The organism is Mesorhizobium sp. WSM1293, assembly GCF_000513875.1.
Classification (GTDB): domain Bacteria; phylum Pseudomonadota; class Alphaproteobacteria; order Rhizobiales; family Rhizobiaceae; genus Mesorhizobium; species Mesorhizobium ciceri.
The window spans coordinates 1,023,069-1,041,901 of sequence record NZ_AZUV01000001.1 but is presented as its reverse complement, the minus strand read 5'-3'; the positions used below and the strand labels follow the sequence as shown (position 1 = coordinate 1,041,901).

General features: G+C 61.2%; 16 protein-coding genes. 11 read left to right on the top strand and 5 right to left on the bottom strand.

Annotated elements, in window-relative coordinates:
• Nucleotides 1-76: 76 nt before the first annotated feature.
• The 3 genes from M729_RS0105280 to M729_RS0105270 are packed head-to-tail and all read right to left on the bottom strand — an operon-like array spanning nucleotide 77 to nucleotide 4,516.
• Nucleotides 77-1,003 carry a DUF4238 domain-containing protein gene (locus M729_RS0105280; protein WP_027160969.1) on the bottom strand — a complete coding sequence of 309 codons (927 nt, stop codon included), beginning with the start codon at nucleotides 1,001-1,003 and terminating at the stop codon, nucleotides 77-79.
• Between the two features lie 10 nt (nucleotides 1,004-1,013).
• The gene (locus M729_RS0105275) at nucleotides 1,014-2,720 is read right to left on the bottom strand and encodes an ATP-dependent helicase (protein ID WP_027160968.1); all 1,707 of its coding nucleotides are present in this window, start codon (nucleotides 2,718-2,720) and stop codon (nucleotides 1,014-1,016) included.
• 5 nt (nucleotides 2,721-2,725) lie between these two features.
• Entirely contained in the window at nucleotides 2,726-4,516 is a 1,791-nt protein-coding gene (locus M729_RS0105270) for an AAA family ATPase (protein WP_027160967.1), read from the bottom strand.
• 291 nt (nucleotides 4,517-4,807) lie between these two features.
• Here M729_RS0105270 and M729_RS0105260 point away from each other — a divergent pair, with 291 nt between their 5' ends.
• From M729_RS0105260 to M729_RS0105250, 3 genes are all read left to right on the top strand, one after another.
• Complete coding sequence (locus M729_RS0105260; RefSeq protein ID WP_027160966.1) at nucleotides 4,808-5,440, top strand: tyrosine-type recombinase/integrase; 633 nt, start codon at nucleotides 4,808-4,810, stop codon at nucleotides 5,438-5,440.
• Nucleotides 5,441-5,828: 388 nt separating this feature from the next.
• Complete coding sequence (locus tag M729_RS0105255) at nucleotides 5,829-7,028, top strand: DUF3800 domain-containing protein (protein ID WP_027160965.1); 1,200 nt, start codon at nucleotides 5,829-5,831, stop codon at nucleotides 7,026-7,028.
• 683 nt (nucleotides 7,029-7,711) lie between these two features.
• Entirely contained in the window at nucleotides 7,712-8,752 is a 1,041-nt protein-coding gene (locus M729_RS0105250; RefSeq protein WP_032808008.1) for a LacI family DNA-binding transcriptional regulator, read from the top strand.
• Between the two features lie 16 nt (nucleotides 8,753-8,768).
• Here the strand turns inward: M729_RS0105250 and M729_RS0105245 are convergent, their stop codons facing one another.
• Both M729_RS0105245 and M729_RS0105240 read right to left on the bottom strand, forming a co-directional pair.
• Entirely contained in the window at nucleotides 8,769-9,800 is a 1,032-nt protein-coding gene (locus M729_RS0105245; RefSeq protein WP_027160963.1) for an L-idonate 5-dehydrogenase, read from the bottom strand.
• A 14-nt stretch (nucleotides 9,801-9,814) separates the two neighbouring features.
• Entirely contained in the window at nucleotides 9,815-10,783 is a 969-nt protein-coding gene (locus tag M729_RS0105240) for a 2-hydroxyacid dehydrogenase (RefSeq protein ID WP_050596183.1), read from the bottom strand.
• Nucleotides 10,784-10,878: 95 nt separating this feature from the next.
• Here M729_RS0105240 and M729_RS0105235 point away from each other — a divergent pair, with 95 nt between their 5' ends.
• The 8 genes from M729_RS0105235 (at nucleotide 10,879) to M729_RS0105200 (ending at nucleotide 18,293) form a co-directional block, all read left to right on the top strand.
• Nucleotides 10,879-11,646, top strand: coding sequence for an SDR family oxidoreductase (locus tag M729_RS0105235; protein ID WP_027160961.1), 768 nt, complete (start codon nucleotides 10,879-10,881; stop codon nucleotides 11,644-11,646).
• Nucleotides 11,615-12,193 carry a gluconokinase gene (locus M729_RS0105230; RefSeq protein WP_027160960.1) on the top strand — a complete coding sequence of 193 codons (579 nt, stop codon included), beginning with the start codon at nucleotides 11,615-11,617 and terminating at the stop codon, nucleotides 12,191-12,193. The genes M729_RS0105235 and M729_RS0105230 overlap by 32 nt, the downstream gene beginning before the upstream one ends.
• Nucleotides 12,190-13,074: an NAD(P)-dependent oxidoreductase gene (locus M729_RS0105225; RefSeq protein WP_027160959.1), complete on the top strand. Its 885-nt coding sequence runs from the start codon at nucleotides 12,190-12,192 to the stop codon at nucleotides 13,072-13,074. The genes M729_RS0105230 and M729_RS0105225 overlap by 4 nt, the downstream gene beginning before the upstream one ends.
• 79 nt (nucleotides 13,075-13,153) lie before the next feature.
• Entirely contained in the window at nucleotides 13,154-14,650 is a 1,497-nt protein-coding gene (locus M729_RS0105220; protein ID WP_027160958.1) for a sugar ABC transporter ATP-binding protein, read from the top strand.
• A 20-nt stretch (nucleotides 14,651-14,670) separates the two neighbouring features.
• On the top strand, nucleotides 14,671-15,726 hold the full coding sequence (locus M729_RS0105215; RefSeq protein WP_027160957.1) for an ABC transporter permease: 1,056 nt from the start codon (nucleotides 14,671-14,673) through the stop codon (nucleotides 15,724-15,726).
• A gap of 28 nt (nucleotides 15,727-15,754) precedes the next feature.
• Nucleotides 15,755-16,690, top strand: coding sequence for an SMP-30/gluconolactonase/LRE family protein (locus M729_RS0105210; protein WP_027160956.1), 936 nt, complete (start codon nucleotides 15,755-15,757; stop codon nucleotides 16,688-16,690).
• A gap of 76 nt (nucleotides 16,691-16,766) precedes the next feature.
• Entirely contained in the window at nucleotides 16,767-17,882 is a 1,116-nt protein-coding gene (locus M729_RS0105205; RefSeq protein ID WP_027160955.1) for a substrate-binding domain-containing protein, read from the top strand.
• Between the two features lie 78 nt (nucleotides 17,883-17,960).
• Nucleotides 17,961-18,293: a hypothetical protein gene (locus M729_RS0105200; protein WP_027160954.1), complete on the top strand. Its 333-nt coding sequence runs from the start codon at nucleotides 17,961-17,963 to the stop codon at nucleotides 18,291-18,293.
• The last annotated feature ends 540 nt before the right edge of the window (nucleotides 18,294-18,833 follow it).

Below are 18,833 nucleotides of genomic sequence, written 5' to 3'. Positions count from 1 at the left end.
AACATTGAGGGTCTCCTGCGGTCCATTCCGCATCGCCGCCAGCTACAGCATGCGCCAATGAGCCGAGTGCGTCCGCTTAGACTTTGCGTGGATCCGGCAGTAGTCTGCTCCCAACCTGCGACCTAAGCCGTTCCAACTGTGACGGGTCGCCAACGATCCAGCGCCGCGAGCGGGCAGCAGTCTCAATATTGAGGTTTTGGACGTCATGGTCCGCCGCTGCAACTGAGGAAATGCCCGGCTTCGGATTGTCGGATGGCGTGAGAAGCAGGGCCGCACCGCGAGATAGAGGAGCCGATAAGGTCTGCATTGCACCTTTGTTGTAAAGCACCCCGGTGTCACCCAGGATGAAGCGAGCGGCAGCATCTGTCTTCAGGGCCCAGTCTAGCGAGAGGAGATGGTCGCGAATGATGTTTCGGCTGTCGGGACTGCGCACAGCGTCCGTGAATGGAAGCTCAGGCAGGCCTTCGCTGTCATCGAGAGCTGCAATGATGGCCTCAAGAGCATTTTCGGCGCCCTGCAAACTCAACGAGTGAATATGATTAAATTCGGCTTCGGTGACTGACGCGCCGGGATATTGGGCCTCCCATGCCTTACGAAACGTGTCGAAGTCCGGGGCGTCGAAGGCGGCCAACAAGTTCAGGGTCAACGCCTGAGCACGGGGATTGTAAGACGTTACAATGTCGGGGTCGCGTAGAACCTGGGCGGCCAGGAAAGAGGCAAACGCCTCCTTCGCCGGTTGGGTTAGATCGCCCTTGAGAATGCGATCGAAAACCGCGCTGCCCTCGGAATCGATCCGGTTGAGATCGACGGTTTCCAGCGTCGTGTCGTCGGCGCCTGACGGCTGAACAGTGTAGAGGTTGAAAATCTGCATCAACTGCTTGGAGGAGCGTTCGCTGATCCGGCCATTATCGTGATCATATGCCCAGAGCTTTCCATCCGTGCCGGCGAAGCGGCGTATCCAAAATTGCGGGACGAAGTGGTGCTTGCGCGGCTTGTCGTTCACGGTGGCTTCCTCAGGGAAGGATATGACAGGGTTGGTTTTCGGGCGTCATGATGGTCACGGCGCGCCGTGCACGGGTGGCGGCGACGTGGAGGTTGAAGCGCGCAGAACGCTCGCCGTCGGCGCTGGGTCTCTGCACATAGCGGGAGAACAGGCCCTCGAAGACTATGACTTCATCGAATTCCTTCCCCTTCGCCTTATGGATGGTCATCACGGTCACGCCCTGCTGGGGGCGGGTGGTGGCGGCGAACTGGTCCTCGACTACGGCGGCGGCCAGCAAGGCTCGAGCATTGTTGTAGCTGCCATAAGTGCGCCAGTCCTCGGCGAGTCTGGATTCGATTTGGGCGCCGCGCCTCAGCAGACGCATGTGGCGGGCTTCCTTCGCGAGCGCCCTGAGCTCGTCGCGGCCGCTCGCGTCGAGTTGGGCGCGCACGGCCCTCCAATCCGTCATGGGATCCCCGGTCAGCTGGATCGCCGCCATGCTGGTCAACAGGCTTCCGACGCCCGGGCCGATACCACGTGCTCCGAGCCCGTCCAGACCCCGACCCCGAACGGCTTGGGCGATCTCTCTGTACCGGCCTGCCTTTCGGATCGCCGTCGCGGATGCCTCTTCTGAGCGACCGAGTTCGAATGCAGCCAACCCCTCCAGGATGGCCGCGGCATGGGCCTGCTCGCTTGGTCGCGGTTCCATCAGCAGCGCAATCAGGTCTGCAGCCAGCATTGGGCCTTCGGCTGCTACCAAGATGTCGACCGGATAGGACGGAAATCCATGCGCCGCCTCGGCCATGTAGTCAAAGACCCTGACGGCCAGGACGTTGGCGGGTACGAGGACCGCCAAGGACCATTCCGCGTTCCGGCGCAGCCGAGCAACGGCTCGCAGGATTTCCTGTTTGAGCGGGCGGAGGCTGCGCCCACGATAGCGCGAAACTGAAACGCCTGCATAAGCAGCAGCCGTATATTCTCCGGCGACAATGTCATTGGCGAACTGAGCGATTGCCGTGCCGGGGCTACGATTGTTCTCCCCGGCGAAATCAAAGGGCGTGGGGTTGAACGCTGCGACAAAATCATCGAACCGGCCCGGGTGCGCGCCTTTGAAGTCGTAGATCCTCTGTTTCGGGTCGCCGAGCGCGATAAGGCGGCTATGCTGTCCAAGCTGGCTGATCATTTGCCACTCTTCGGCATTCGTGTCCTGAAACTCGTCGACGATGATCAGCGGATAGGCCCTGGCGTAAGCTCTCGCGAGCAGGGGCGCTGCTTGGAAGAGCTCGGTCAACAAGACCGGAAAGAGGTCGAAGGCGATCAGACCTTGCCTGTCGAATAACTCCCTTTGCCGGGCCGATCGGGCGTTGCCATCGAGACCTGCGAGATGCGCCCGGGCCTGGGCAGGCAAAAGTAGAGACACGCCTTGTTTGGCGCAGATCAGGTAGCCGTGGCTCTTCAGTATCGTCCAGGCGAAGCCGTGATAGGTGTTGATCTCGATACGTGACATCAGTGTGCGAGGCAGTGTGGCGGTCGCCTGTTCCGCGACGCGCGCTACAGTCGCCCGCGCGAAACTCAGGAATAGCGCCTTTCCCAGCGGGCCCAACCGCGCCGCATCGAGATCGGCACATGCTTTGGCGAGTGCGATCGTGGTCTTGCCCGATCCGGCGCCGCCCCGGACCAGGATATTGCCCTCTGTCCGGAGCAGGCGTTGTCTGTGTTCGCATAGGACCAACGCCATTGCGGTCACTCAAAGATATCGGGTTGTGCCGGCGGAGGTGGCGGTGGCGGGGGTGGTGGCGCGGCCAGATTCTTGAGTGCCGTGATGACCCGCAGCATGGTCGGCGGAAAATGCCCGATTTGGCATAGATCCAGGAAGACGGTGAGATAATCGTCGCCCTTCTTGTGCTTGAACAAGGCCACAAAGGCAGGTCGATAGTTCTCTTCCGGCGAGCCTAGTGGAGGCAAGAGATGATTCAAAGCCTGCGGCCATTCACCGGCACCGACGAAGAACTGGACGAACCAGGCTTGCATCGCAACCGACACCTCGGCCGCAAGCAGGTGCTCGAAGCCGGCATAGGGCTGTTCAAAGGCGGCGTCGCAGGAGGCGACGATCTCCTGGCGCTCGGCGTCAGCTTGTTGGTCGAAGATCGTGGCGACGGTTTTCCCGAGGCTTCGAAAGAACGCGGCAAATGAAGCGACCGCGGTTTGGCCGCCGGCGTCGAACGGTACCCATCCGAGTGCGTCCAACCGCTGGTAGTCTGCTGGTGCGAGCTCTGCGGCACGCCGGGCAACCGCGCTATAGGCGACCAGCTCGGTCTTTCCCTCAACCACGATGACACGCCGGGCGAGCATCGCCTCGCAGAAGCGCGTCCGAAAGCCATCGCGAAACGTCTTGAGCTTCAGATTCTCGGGAAGCGCTATATTCGATGCCGTGAGGATACCCGCTGCGTTGCGGGTCATCACCATCATCTGTTCCGGCTGAAACTGCTCGATCACATAAGGAGAGTGCGAGGTGAAGAGGGCTTGGGCTGCGATGCCTCTGACCTTATCGACGACGCGCTTCTGAACATGGGGTGGCAGCGAGAGTTCGGGCTCCTCCATGGCAAAGATGACGCGGCCGTTGCGACGCTCGGCAATCAACCCCAGCATGGCGAGCACGAGTGCATTGATCGTGCCTGAGCCTTGGTGCTGAAAGGGAGCGGCGTAGCCGGGAACACCGGTTGCGAGGAAGGATTTCAGGACGCGCCGGAGATCTTCGCGCGTCAGTTCCGACACACGAAGATGAGGCGCATCGGCCCATTCGCCTGGGACGATGTCGCGCATGGCGTCGCGAATGGCTGTCAGGATGCGACCGAATTCGGGATCATTGGCGCCGACGACGTCGAGGTCACGGAGCTGCCGAAGCAGGCCTTCCCACATGCGGGTGCGCACTTCGTAGGTCTTGAGGATGATGTCGAGGAGCGAACCGCGCTCCATGGAGAGCGCCCGGTTTCCGGTTCGCAGGGCACGAAGGTGAAGAAAACCGAATTCCCGTTTGTCGCTGGACCGGCACTCATTGATTGGCGCCCCGTCCTCATGTCGTGGTACGGCGAACCATGTCTTGGCCATGAAGTCGTCGTTCTCCGGGTCGTAGGCCCCTTCGAAGCGGATGCGGACCGCCGGCTCGATCCCCGGCTGACCGAGGTTTGCGCCCTGGCCGGGCCCGAGAAGTGAGCGGTCGGCCTGCCGCCAGAATTCGAGATTGTTGCGGAACTTCGTGCAGTGCTGCTCATCGAGGCCAGCGATGACGACTTCGACCACGATGCGCTTTTGTGGACCGCCTTCCACAGGCAGATAATCGCCGCCATAAAAGTCGTGTTCGTCAATGGCCTGCGTCCTCGCCAATCGGTCCGCACCGATGGCAAGCTCTATTGCTTCAAATACTGTCGACTTTCCGGTGTTGTTGTCGCCAAGCAGGACGGAAGTTCCAGAGAAAAAGATCTCAGCCCGCTTGATTCCCCGAAAATTCTCAATCTGGACACGAGCGATTCGCACAGTTTTCCCCGAAACCCTGCATGTTATTCATCCCACGCATAGCATCCCACGCAAGCCATGTCTGTCGAAGTATAGCGATTCGTTTGGTAGTCGCGCTCGCGCCATCTGCTGCCTGATCAGTCCTTCGCAATGGGGGCTATCCGTACCTGAATGTCTAGGACAGCGGTCGGAGGACGAACGACCGCAATCTGCAAGGCCGTCCCCGGAAGCACATCGTCTGCAGTCGGCCTATTAGGCGTCAGGGCCCTGCGGCGTTTCTTTCTCGGCCAATCAAGGCCGAGGAGAACGCACATGGGTCATTCTCAGTTCGATGATGCTAGTCGCGAGCGCGCGGCTTGGAATGCAGGCAAGCAGGTAGGGACCAAGCGCCCGCTCACGCAAAAGCAAATCTGGGCCGTTCGCTTTTACCTTGATCGCGAGAGGCGCATCCGTGATCGCGCTCTCTTCGATCTGGCGATCGACAGCAAGCTTCGTGGCTGCGACTTGGTCAAGATCAAAATCCGCGATCTGGTATCGGGTCCGGAGATCAGGGCTCGCGCGATCGTCGTGCAACAGAAGACCGGACGGCCGGTTCAGTTCGAGATCACGAGCGACGTACGCGCGAGCCTGCTGGCTTGGCTCGAGCGGCGTTGCGGCACAGTAGAAGACTATGCCTTCCCGAGCCGGGTCGATCCAGCGAGCCATATCAGCACGAGGCAATATGCGCGTCTGGTCGACGAGTGGGTGTCCGCCATCGGCTTACGCCCTGAGGATCATGGTACACATTCGCTCCGTCGCACGAAGGCGTCCATGATCTACAAGGCGACGGGCAACATCCGCGCCATCCAGATACTTCTCGGACACTCCAAGATCGAGAACACCGTGCGCTATCTTGGTGTCGACGTGGAGGACGCGCTGCTCCTGGCAGAGCGAACCGAAATCTGACATTGTGCGGTCATCCGCGGCCACGCGGATGACCGCTTTAAATACGGTGGGCGGCGTGGCTGTTGTGCTGCTGTGGGGTGGATTGCTGACCGACCGCTTTTGGCCATGAGTATTGGGAAAGCGGCCATTCAGGTGACCGTCGTACGTCGATGGCAACAGCGCTATCGGCCGTACAAGCAATCCTAATCGACGCCAGAAACAGATGTTCTGCGGCGCCAGGCCAATGCGCACGCACTGCGCCATAGAATGGCAAGCGCGCCTCGTTTTGCACAACCGACGGTGGTCGCTTGCGATCCATGGGCGATGTACGGAAGTGTATTATGAAAAGAGTTGGTGAATCTACCGCATGTTATGCTACAAGCCGCGCCCCTCTGACTGGAGAAAAGGAATGTGGGCGTACGTAGATGAGACAGGCAACACGCTGAATAACCTCTTCGACGAAGAGCAGCCGTTGTTTATCACCGCAGCCTTCATGACGAAGACAAATTTCGATCTCGTTGCGAAGGCGAGCATCGCTGCCATTGCCAAGAAGGTTGGTACGAACGCCTTGCATGCGAACGTCCTCGGTGTAGCCAAGATCGAACAGATCGCGCCCGACCTCCTGAAGCTCCTGAAAAAGACGGACTGCCGCTTCTTCGTCTCCCGCGTCGAGAAGAAGTACCTCGCCGCCTGCAAGGTGATCGACGTCTATTTCGATCAGGGTGAGAACAAGGCGGTGCCGTGGTCGGCTTACTGGCTCCGCCATCTGCGCCTTCTGCTTACGTTCAAGATGGCGACCTTCGTCATTACGCCGGAAATCGCGTCGATCGTTTGGGACTGCGTGACGGCCAAAAGTGAGTTTACCTCGAAGAAGCACTTCGTTCAGGGCGCAGAAGCTATGCTGGATAATGTTCAGTTCGTACCTGATGCCCGCAGCCGCGAGATCATCACTGACGCGCTTGAGTGGGCGATCGCCAATCCGGAGGAGTTCTCGACCCATATGTCAGAGAAGGCTCGGCGGTATCAGCATTCGCCGAATTTCGTAGCGTTCACGAGCCTGCTGGAGGGTCTGCAGAATGCGTCGGAGCGTTGGAAGCGGCCTGTTCGCGAGATTGTCCACGACAAGCAGGCTGAGGTCGAAGAGGTTTTTGCGACCTGGCATGCGATCGTCTCTAAGCCCGAGCTTGCGAATACAGAGGGACTTTTATGGCCAGGCGAAAGCAAGCCGTTGATGGTCCAGAAGGTGACCGGGAGCACGTTCCGGACGGCCACTGAAGAGGAGAGTCCAGGTCTGCAGGTGGTCGACGTCGTCCTGTGGTGCTTCAAGCGCGTCTTCAGTGGAAAGGAAATCGGACAGGACACTGCAAAACTGCTGAACTGGGTTATGCAGCGCGCTTACCAGAACGATTTCTCGTTCGAAGGCGTCGGTAGGCAGGTTGAAGCCGAGCTCGGCAAAATTATGGATGCCGACATGCCTGAGGAGCAACTCGCTGAAGGGCGCAAGCTGTCGGCGGACATGGAAGCACAGCGTCAGGCTCTCGTCGCCGCTCACGGCATCGAGAAGGCAGGTAGGCGAACTGAGGGTGTGGTATCACTTGACGGCAAATAGTTGTGGCCGGTCACCCGATTACGCCGACAGTCTGGCGTATCGGGAACGGCGACTTTCGCGAAACCGTCGATGACCTTGGAACGACCGCGATGGGGTCGGCTGCAGTATGTCGGCTTATCGCCAAGCTTGTCTTAAACCGGACAGTCCACAGTCGGCCCCATTGCCGCCGTTCCCGGAGCATGTCTCCGAACGATCCCGAACAAGGTTAGCTAAAGTTGCCTATTTGGCGCGTCACGGGAGCATGCGGGACGCTGCGGGAAGGTTTCTGATTTGGCCCACGAAAAAGACAATAGAATCAAAGACTTTAAGACGTCCTCCGGGCCCACCATTGCATTAAGCATCTGATTTTGTTTCATTTTTTAACCCGTTTGTTCTTCCTTTTTGGACTCGAACCCCTTTGAGTCTTCATGGAATCCACCCCACGCACCAAGACGGCGCCGGGAGACCAGGCAGCAGATCAAAGCTGTGATCGCGGCTCAAACCAGTGCTCATGACCATGTCTAGGCACAATTGGGCCTCGTACGTGACTGTTGTCATGTTGATGTGATATCGATAACATGCCTTTGAGTGAAGTTTGATCCCAATGGGTGGTTCATGAGCGATGCTGGACGCAGCAGAGACCTTGTGCCCGAGTGTCGAGCGCTTTCCTGGAGCAAACCACAGCTGGCCAGTGGAGCGGCATAATGGCCAAGGCTGCCACATCAAGGCCGAGCGAAAGCCACACGCCGACAATGGTCGACGTGGCGCTGCGGGCCGGTGTGTCGACCATGACGGTGTCGCGCGCCTTAAAGGAAGGCAGCCGGGTTTCCAAGGCGACGCGCGAAAAGATCATGGCCGCGGTCAACGATCTTGGCTACGTGCTCGATCAATCGGCCGGCAGCCTGTCCTCGCGCAAGACGGGATTTGTTGCAGCGATTGTCCCCTCGATCAACAATTCCAACTTCGCCGACACGGCGCGCGGCATCACGGATGAGCTTGAAAGCACCGGGCTACAGCTGTTGCTCGGCTACACCGACTATACGGTCGAAAAGGAAGAACAGCTGATCGAGGCGATGCTGCGCCGACGGCCGGAAGGCATCATCCTGACGGGCGGCGCGCATACCGATCGCGCCCGCCGCCTTCTGAAAAGCGCCGGCATTCCCGTGGTCGAAACCTGGGAGCTACCAGCCAATCCCATCGATCAGGTGGTTGGGTTTTCCAACGAAGAGGCGATGGGTCTGCTGGTCAAGACGCTCGCCAAAAAGGGCTACCGAAAGTTCGGCTACATCGGCGGGACGACCTCGCGCGACACGCGCGGCAGCCAGCGGCGCGAAGGCTTCGTCAGGGCCATCGAGGAGCTCGGCTTGCCGACCGGCCGCCTCGTTTCCTTCGGCGTGCCGCCGATCTCCATCGAGCAGGGCGGCCAGGCCGTCGTCAGCATGCTGGAACGCTGGCCGGACACGCAAGCGGTGCTTTGCGTCTCGGATCTTTCGGCCTTCGGCGCGCTGATGGAATGCAAGCGCCGGGGCATGCGGGTGCCGCAGGACATCGCCATCGCCGGTTTTGGCGACTATGAAGTCGCCGCTTTTTGCCACCCCGGCATCACCACCGTGAATGTGGACTGCTACGGCATCGGGCAACAGGCAGCCCGAAGACTGATCCAGGTGATCCGCGGCGACGAGAAACGGCACGGCCAAGAGATCGTCCTGACCGGCTATCGCGTCGTCGAGCGCGAAAGCACCTGACGTTCCCGGTATCTGTTCAGAAGGCGATCTGGACCTTCATCGATCTGTTGCGGTCGCCAGCGATCTCGAAGGCCGCAACCGCCTCGTCGAGCGGATAGATGCCTGTCAGCAGCGGTTTGACATCCACCCGGCGGTGGTTGATCAGGTCGACGGCGAGCGCAAACTCGTCGTGAAAGCGGAAGCTGCCGCGCATCTCTATCTCTTTGGCGACGATCAGGTTCTGCGGGAGAGACACGTCGCCGCCAAGACCGAGCTGCATCAGCACGCCGCGCGGCTTCAGCACATCGAGCCCCGCACGCACGGCGCGTTCGTTGCCGGAGGCCTCGAACATGACATCGAAACTGCCCTTCTCGACATTGTAGGCGGCGAGCTTTTCGCCATTGGTCGCGACATTGATCGTACGGTCGGCGCCGATCTCTCCAGCCTTTGTCAGCACGCCGTCCATGACGTCGGTGGCAACGATTTCGCGTGCGCCATGGGCTCGCGCGGCCAGGATGCAAAGCGCGCCGATCGGCCCGCAGCCGGTGATCAAAACGCGTTTGCCAAGCAGCGAGCCGGCCCGGTTCATGGCATGCAGCGTCACCGCGAAAGGCTCGGCGAAAGCGGCTTCGTTGATCGAAACGTGGTCAGCTATTCTGTGGCACTGCCACGCCTCGGCCACCAGACGCTGGCGGAACGCGCCCTGGATGTGCGGCATCGGCATGGCGCTGCCGTAGAAGCGCATGTTGAGGCACTGGTTCTGCATGCCTTGCAGACAATAGCGGCAGGCGTTGCAGGGCCGGCTGGGTGAGATGGCGACACGGTCTCCGATGGCGAGGGAAGAGACGCCGCCCCCAAGCGCCTTCACCGTGCCGGCTACTTCGTGGCCGAGGATCATCGGTTCGCGCAGGCGGATCGCGCCGAAGCCGCCATGATTGTAGTAGTGCAGGTCAGAGCCGCAGATGCCGCCGGCTTCGACTGATATCTCAACCTGTCCCGCGCCGAGGTCGCCCGGATCGGACTCCTCGATCCTCAAATCTTTGGCCGCGTGGATGACGATCGACTTCATGATGTGATCCTGTCTCAGACGACCGGCGTCAGCAAGGGCTGACCACTAAAATGGGCCGCGAGATTGTCGCGCACGAGCTGACCCATGGCCTTGCGGGTCTCCACCGTGCCGCTGCCATGGTGCGGCTGCAGCACGACGTTGGAAAGTTTTGCGAAGCGCTCGTCGATCGTCGGCTCGTTCCAGAACACGTCGAGCCCGGCGCCCTTGATCGCGCCGGATTCCAATGCCGCGAGCAGCGCGGTCTCGTCGACGGTGCTGCCGCGCGCAATGTTGATGAGTATGCCGTCCGGCCCGAGCGCCGCCAGCACTTCCGCATTGACGATGTTCCTGGTGCCTTCGCCGCCGGCCAGCGTCACCATCAGGAACTCGCTCCGGCGTGCCAGATCGACCAGATCGCCGACGAAGTCGTAAGGCAGGTCGTCGTGTTTGCGAGTGCCGAAATAGGCGATCTCGCAGTCGAAGGCAGAAGCGCGCCGGGCCACGGCCTTGCCGATGCGGCCCATGCCGACAATGCCGAGGCTTTTTCCGTAAACACGCGTGACCAGCGGCATGTTGGCCTTGCGCCAGCTGCCATCGCGCACATAGGCATCGGCCTGCGGAATCTGGCGCGCCACGGCGAGCAGCAGCCCGATGCCGATATCGGCCACGTCCTCGGTCAGCACATCAGGCGTGTTGGTTACACGGATGCTTTTTCCCCTGGCATAGGCAAGGTCGATTGCGTCGGTGCCCATGCCGTAGCAGGAGACGATTTCGAGCTTCGGCAATTTTGCCATCAGCGCGGCACTGGCGCCAAGTTCGCCGCGCGTCGCGATGGCACGGATGGCGTCGGCATGGCTTGATATCAACGCGTCCTTGTCGTCGGCCTGCCAAAGCTTGTGGACGCGATATTTCGCTTCGAGGTCTACCATGTCCCAGTCCGGATAGGGCCCGGTCATCAATATGTCGGTCACGGCATTGTCTCCCGCGCAACTGCATTTTTCCATTGACTATGTTATCGATAACATTCATGTCAATAGGCACTGGCGGCGGCGCGGCGGAAATCGTATCCCGCTTCAGGGACATTCCTCGGGAGGAGAACTTGAGCAGTTCGTTGTTCGATTTGACCGGCATACGGGCGCTGGTCACGGGTTCGGGGCAGGGGATCGGCCTAGCCCTGGCGGAGGGGCTGGCGCAGCACGGCGCCGAAATCGTGCTCAACGGTCGCAGCGCCGAAAAAGTCAAAACGGCCGCGGATGCGCTGACGGCAAAAGGATACAAGGTCCACAGCTCCGTCTTCGACGTCACCGATCATGCGGCAGTCGCGAATGGCATTGCCGAGATCGAGACGACGATCGGCGCCATCGACATCCTTATCAACAATGCCGGCATGCAGTTCCGCATGCCGCTCGAGGATTTTCCCGTGGACAAATGGGACGAGTTGCTGCGCACGAATATCTCCAGCGTTTTCTTTGTCGGGCAAGCGGTGGCGCGGCACATGATCCCGCGGCGGCGCGGCAAGATCATCAACATAGCATCGGTGCAAAGCGAACTGGCGCGGACCAACATCGCTCCCTATACGGCCACGAAAGGCGCGGTACGCAACCTGACGCGCGGCATGTGTGCCGATTGGGCCAAGCATGGCTTGCAGATCAATTCCATCGCGCCGGGTTACTTCAAGACGCCGCTTAACCAGGCGCTGGTCGACAATCCTGAATTTTCAACCTGGCTGACCAACCGCACGCCGGCGGGACGCTGGGGCGATGTCGGCGAACTGGTCGGCGCGGCGGTGTTTCTGGCTGGACCGGCCTCATCCTTTGTCAATGGACACACGCTCTATGTCGATGGCGGCATCACGACCTGTCTTTGAACCCGCGCTCATTGTCGTGATGGGCGTCAGCGGTTGCGGCAAGACCAAAGTTGGCGTCGAGATCGCGGCGCGGCTTGGCCTTGCGTTCGTCGAAGGTGACACGCTGCATCCGCGCGGCAATGTCGAGAAAATGTCTGCGGGCATACCGCTTGCCGACGACGATCGTTGGCCTTGGCTCGACTTGTTGGGCGCGGCCTTGCGCCATGCGCATGAGGAGGGCCGTGGGCTCGTCGTCAGCTGCTCGGCGCTGAAGAAATCCTATCGCGATCGGCTTCGTCATGCGGCGGGCGGGCCGCTGTTTTTCGTATTCCTGGAGGGGTCGCGCTCGCTGCTGCAAGCCAGGCTCGCCGCGCGCCGCGACCACTTCTTCCCGCCGGCGCTGCTCGACAGTCAATTCGCCGCGCTGGAACAACCCGGCGAAGAGCCGCTGGTGGTCACAGTGGACATCGACGCTCCGGTCGACAGCATTGCCGATGCGGCGCTGGAGGGCCTGGGCGCCTTCGGGATCGCCCCTGCAAGGATCAAGGAAAGAGGCTCGTTGATATGACGCAAGCTGCAAAAGTCGCCGTTGTCGGCGCCGGCATCATGGGAACGGCGATTGCCACCCGCCTGATCGAGGCCAGGCAGGCAGTTACGGTGTTCGATCTGGACAAGGCCAAGGTCGCTGCCCTGACCGCAAAGGGTGCGGCTGCCGCAGCGTCGGTCGCCGAGGCAACGCGGGCGAACAACTTCGTAGTCCTCAGCCTCAACCATGCCAATATCGTGCGTTCGGTGGTGTTCGGCGATGCTGGTGTCGCGGCTGCTGCGTCGCCCGAAAAGCTGCTGATCGACATGTCGTCGATCGACCCGGCCGACACTGCTGAGATGGCGAAGAAGCTCGCGGCTGAGACCGGCATGAAATGGCTCGATTGTCCGCTGTCGGGCGGCGTTCCCGGCGCGCTGGCCGGCCGGTTGACGGTCATGGCGGGCGGTGATCCTGCAGACTTCGAACACGCGCGCACGGTGATGCAGCATCTCTGCGCCAACTACACGCTGATGGGGCCGAGCGGGGCAGGGCAGACGACCAAGCTGATCAACCAACTGTTCTGCGCGGTGCTGTTCCAGGCCGTCGCCGAAGCCGTCAAACTCGCTGAAGCCGGCGGCGTCGATCCCAATGCCATCCCGGCGGCGCTCAAGGGCGGGCGCGCCGATTCCAGCATCATGCAGGAGTTCATGGCAAAGTTCGCCGCCCGCGATTTTTCAGCCACCGGCCGCATCGACAACATGCTGAAGGATCTGGATTCGCTGCAGGCCTTTGCGCTGAAAACCAAGACGCCGATGCCGATGACCGGGCAGGTGGTCGAGATCCATCGCCTGCTCTGCGCGGCCGGCCTGGGGCCAAGGGATTCGGCCGAGATGATGCGCTTGCTCGACGGCAAGACCAGCTAAGCGGCGAGCCGAATTTTGCTGCTTGACGCTCAGAAATGTTATCGATAACATCTTGTGGCGATCTTGGGAGGAACGCTTTGTGGCTGAAGAAAAACTGATCGAGTTCAAGTCGATTACCAAGGAGTTCGGCGGCACCCGCGCGCTCTCCGACGTGTCGCTCGATCTGCACAAGGGCGAGATCCTGGCACTGCTCGGCGAGAATGGCGCCGGCAAGTCGACGCTGATCAAGACGCTCGCCGGCATCTACCGTCTCGATGGCGGCAGTATCCTGTTTCGCGGTGAGCCCTATCACCGTCGTCCGCCGCGGCCGAACCAGCGTCAGTCCGTCGCCTTCATTCACCAGGATCTCGGCCTGATCGAATGGATGACGGTCGGCGAAAATGTCGGCCTTGCTCAAGGGTTTTCGCTGCGCTCCGGTCTCATCGACTGGCGCTCCACCGAAAAGCGGGCGCACGAGGCGCTGAAGCTGGTCGGCTGCGATTTCGATCCGACAACGCGCGTCCAGGACCTGACCCGCACCGAAAAATCGCTGGTCGCCATCGCCCGCGCTCTGGCCACCGAAGCCGATGTGCTGGTGCTCGACGAGCCGACCGCCAGTCTTCCGGCCGACGAGGTCGACCGCCTGTTCGACGCCATTCGTCCGCTCAAGCAGCGCGGCGTCGGCATGATCTATGTCTCGCATCGCCTCGATGAGATTTTCCGTATCGCCGACCGCGTCGCCGTGCTGCGCGACGGCAGGCTGGTTGGCCAGAAGAAGGTCGTCGACACCAGGCCGGACGAGTTGGTCGAGATGATCGTCGGCCGTCCGGTAAGCCAGGTTTTCAGCAAGGCTGAGACGCAGGCCGGCGAGACGGTGTGCGCCGTCCGCGACCTGGTCTGCGCCGGCGCCGGCCCGGTGTCTTTCGACGTGCGCAAGGGTGAACTGCTCGGCCTCGTTGGACTGCGCGGCGCCGGGCAGGAACTTGTCGGCCGCACGCTGTTCGGCTGCCAGGCCTTTTCCGGCACGGTGACCATCAATGGCGCTACGCCCGATCTGTCGAGCCCGATCGCGGCAATGGCGGCCGGCGTCGGCCTGATCGCCCGCGACCGAACGGAGGAATCGATCGCGGGCTCGTTGTCGATCCGCGAAAACAGCTTTCTCAATCCCGGCGCCGGCAAGCGCGGCCTGTTCTCCTTCCTCGCGCCTCACAAGGAGGCTGCGCTGGCGCAAGCGATCGGCGGCTCGGTCGGGCTGCGCCCCAACGATCCGAACCTGCCGATCGAGGCGCTTTCCGGCGGCAACCAGCAAAAGGTGGTCGTCGGGCGCTGGCTCCATACCGGCCGTACCTTGCTGATCGCCGAGGATCCAACGGCCGGCGTCGATGTCGGCGCCAAGGCCGAGATCTATCGGCTGATTGGCCGCGCGCTTGAAGCCGGTCTCGCCGTCGTCGTGGTGTCGACCGATTTCGAGGAGATCGCCCATATCTGCCATCGCGCCCTGGTGTTTTCGCGCGGACAGATCGTGCGCGAACTCACCGGCAACGACCTGACCACATCCGCCGTGATCATTGCGGCATCGGCTTCCGAAGCCGCCTGATTTTTCTGGGAGAAAAGCCCATGCAATCGATCGAATCCAGCGCACTCGAACCGACCCGAGGTGAAATGGCGGGTTTGCCGTTGGGGCAGAAGATCATCCGGCTGCTGCCGGTCTACGGGCTGGTGATCCTGACGGCGCTGCTGATCCTTTTGTTTTCGATCCTGCTGCCGAACACGTTTCCGACTCTGCTCAATTTGCGCTCGATCATCTCCGACAAGGCGATCATCGCGCTGCTGTCGCTGGCGGCAATGATCCCGATGGCGTCGGGTCGCATCGACCTCACCGTCGGCTACGGCATCGTGCTGTGGCACATCCTCGCCATCAGCCTGCAGACGATGTTCGGCGTGCCGTGGCCGCTGGCGGTGGTCATCGTGCTGCTTCTCGGCGCCGCGACAGGCTTCCTCAATGGTCTGCTGGTCGAAGTCGCTCGCATTGACTCTTTCATCGCCACGCTCGGCACCGGCACCGTCCTTTATGCGCTGGCGCTCTGGCATACTGGCGGTCGGCAGGTTGTCGGCGTGCTGCCCAACGGGTTCTACGCGCTCAATGGCACGATGGTGTTCGGGTTGCCGATCACCGGCCTCTATGTCTTGGCGATCGCCGTCGCGTTGTGGATCATCCTCGAATATCTGCCGATCGGCCGCTACGTCTATGCCATCGGCGCCAATCCGAAGGCCGCGGCGCTCAACGGCATTCCGGTGCGCCGCTTCGTCATCGGGGCCTTCATCTCGTCGGGCTTCCTGACGGCGCTGACAGGCGTGCTGCTTGCCTCCAAATTGCGCATCGGCCAGGCCAGCGTCGGGCTGGAATATCTGCTGCCGGCGCTGGTCGGCGCCTTTCTCGGCTCGACCACCATCAAGCCGGGACGCGTCAATGTCTGGGGCACGATGACGGGCGTCGTCATCCTGGCGGTCGGCATTTCCGGCATCCAGCAGTTTGGCGGCTCGTTCTTCGTCGAACCGCTGTTCAACGGCGTGACGCTGCTCGTCGCCATCGGCATCGCCGGCTACGCCCAGCGCAAGCGCGGCGCCGCGCACAGAGCCAAAACCAAGACCGTAGCGCAGTCCTCGAAGTGACCAGCCGAACCCATCCGGGAATAATGGAATGAGCGACTACGAGATTCTGGACGACCGCTTCCGAAAGCTGACGATCGGTCATGCCAAGCTCGAACGGCTGTGGACCGGGAGCCGCTGGGCGGAAGGACCGGTCTATGTTCCGGCGGCAAGGCATTTGCTGTGGTCGGATATCCCGAACGACCGGTTGCTGCGTTACGACGAATGCGACGGCTCGGTCAGTGTCTTCGAAACCCATTGCAACAACCAGAACGGCCACACGCTCGATCGCGAAGGCCGCGTCGTCGCTTGCGAGCATCGCGGTCGACGCATCTCCCGGCTTGAGCATGATGGACGATGGCAGTCGCTTGTCGAAGTCATCGACGGCAAGCGGTTCAATTCGCCCAACGATGTGGTGGTCAAATCCGATGGGACGATCTGGTTCACCGATCCGGTCTACGGCATCGACAGCCACTATGAAGGCATGATTGCTCGGCCGGAGATCGGCGCGTCCCATGTCTACCGGTTGGATGAAGCAACCGGCGAGGTGGCTGCAGTCATCACTGATCTGGTGCAGCCGAACGGACTGGCTTTTTCACCCGACGAGAAAATCCTCTACGTGTCTGATACCGGCGCAAGTCACGTTCAGGGCCTGCCGCGTGCAATCAAGATCTATGATGTCGCCACGGATGGCCGCTCGCTGCGATCGCGCGGCACGCTGGCAGAATGCGAGGCCGGATTCTTCGACGGGTTCCGCGTCGATCGCGATGGCAACATCTGGGCCTCGAGCGCCGATGCGGTTCGCGTCTATGCGCCGGACGGGACGCTGATCGGCCGCATTCTGGTTCCCGAAATCGTCTCCAATCTGTGCTTCGGCGGACCGAAGCGCAACCGCCTCTACATCACTGCCCAGACGTCGCTTTATTCCATCTATGTAAACGCGCATCCAGCCGGTTTGGGCCCGGTGGCTGGGCATATCAGCCAGTGACCTGGCGCCCTGCAAAAACCTGCGGAAGTCGAGTTCCGGAAACCAGACAATTTTTGAAACCAAGGGAGGTACCAACATGCAACGCAGAACATTTCTAAAATCATCCGTCGCCTTGATGACTATCGCAATCGCTGCTCCAGTCCCGTTCGCCGGCCAGGCACGGGCGGACGCGATGGCCGACGCCATGGCGGTGGTCGAAAAATATGCACAGAAAGTCACGGCATGGGACGGACCGACCACCGGTCCGAAGGCGCAGCCGGGCAAGACGATCGTCGTGCTCGCCGGCGATCTCAAGAACGGCGGCATTCTGGGCGTCACCACAGGCGTCGAGGAAGCAGCCAAGGCGATCGGCTGGGAGGTCAAGGTGATCGACGGCGCCGGCTCGATCGGCGGCCGCACCGCCGCCTTCGGTCAGGCCATGGCGCTGAAGCCGAATGGCATCGTCATCAACGGTTTCGACGCCATTGAGCAGGCGCCTGCGCTGGAACAGGCCAAGGCCGCCGGCATACCGCTGGTTTCCTGGCATGCCGGACCGGTGATAGGACCCGACGAAAAGAGCGGCGTCTTCGCCAACGTCTCGACTGACGCCATGCAGGTCTCCACGGCTGCCGCCGACTGGGCCTATGCCGATGCCAAGGGCAAGCCCGGCGTCGTTATCTTCACCGATTCGACCTACGCCATCGCCATCGCCAAAGCCGACAAGATGAAGGCCGAGATCGAGCGGCTGGGCGGCAAGGTGCTCGAATATGTCGACACGCCGATCGCCGAGACCTCGCAGCGTATGCCGCAGCTGACCACGTCGCTGCTGCAGAAATACGGCGATGCCTGGACGCATTCGCTGGCGATCAATGACCTCTATTTCGACTTCATGGGGCCTTCACTCGCGGCGGCCGGCAAGGCCGGCACCGATGCGCCGATCAATGTCGCCGCCGGCGACGGGTCGGAATCGGCCTATCAGCGCATCCGCGCCGGCCAGTTCCAGAAGGTGACGGTCGCCGAACCGCTTAACCTGCAGGGCTGGCAACTGGTCGACGAACTGAACCGCGCCATCGCCGGTGAAAAATGGTCAGGCTATCTGTCGCCGTTGCATGTGGTGACGGCCGACAATGTCGAGTTCGACGGTGGGCCGAAGAATGCCTTCGACCCCGACAATGGCTACCGCGACCAGTACAAGAAAATCTGGGGCAAATAAGCAAGCACCAAGGCGGGCGCATCACCCGATGCGCCCGCAACAGACATCTCAAGCGCACAAAGCCAGGAAAGCCTCGCCATGATCATTCGCTACGCCCTCTTCGAAGGTGAGATCCATCCCGGACAAGAGAGCGAATTCCGGCGCTTCGTCAGGGACAGGCTGGTGCCGCTGTGGACGCAATTTCCCGGCGCTGAGGAAGTGCGCGTTCTCCACGGCACGGCGCGCGACGAAGGTGCGCCCGCCTACGCGATGGCGCTCGCCATTCGCTACCCCGACATGGACACCTGTAACCGAGCGCTTCAATCCGACGTAAGATTTCAAAGTCGAGAGGTGACCGGTGAACTGCTGAAGATGTTCACCGGCCGTGTGCATCATCATGTTTTCGAAGCAAATGAGTACGCACCGGTCTGATTGGGATCTTGATCGGTAACGCTCCCATTGCTGCGATCGGCGAATGCCGGTATCGGTAGTTGCGTATCCATGATTTGAAACTGCGGACCAGACGTCGCCCCGTTGGCTGCGGAACCATACGGAACGATACGGGAAGATTTCCGATTTTGGCCCACGAAAAAGTCAATGAAATCAACGATCTTAAGACGCCCTCCGGGCCCACCATTACCTAAGTCTTTTATTATATTGTGTAATTATCGCCTTTATCCAGAAACGCACACCTGGAGCGGGCGACGTATCTATGGCGCAAAGACTCGGGATTCTTCTTCCAGATGCGAATCCCTGCCGGGCAGGTCGCAACCTTGGATCAACCCCTCTCCGGGTATGGCTCGGGGCACTGACAAAGCGCGAGACGCAGCGGCGGGCGACGACGCTCGCGGTCGTGGCAATCGGGGGCTGAACGCTGGCATGGACAGGGAGACGCTGACACGCAGCCTGAAAGCCTTGGTGGCGGAGCTTGAAGGACTCCGGCGCGACGAGTTTTCGGCGGGGCTTGGGGGC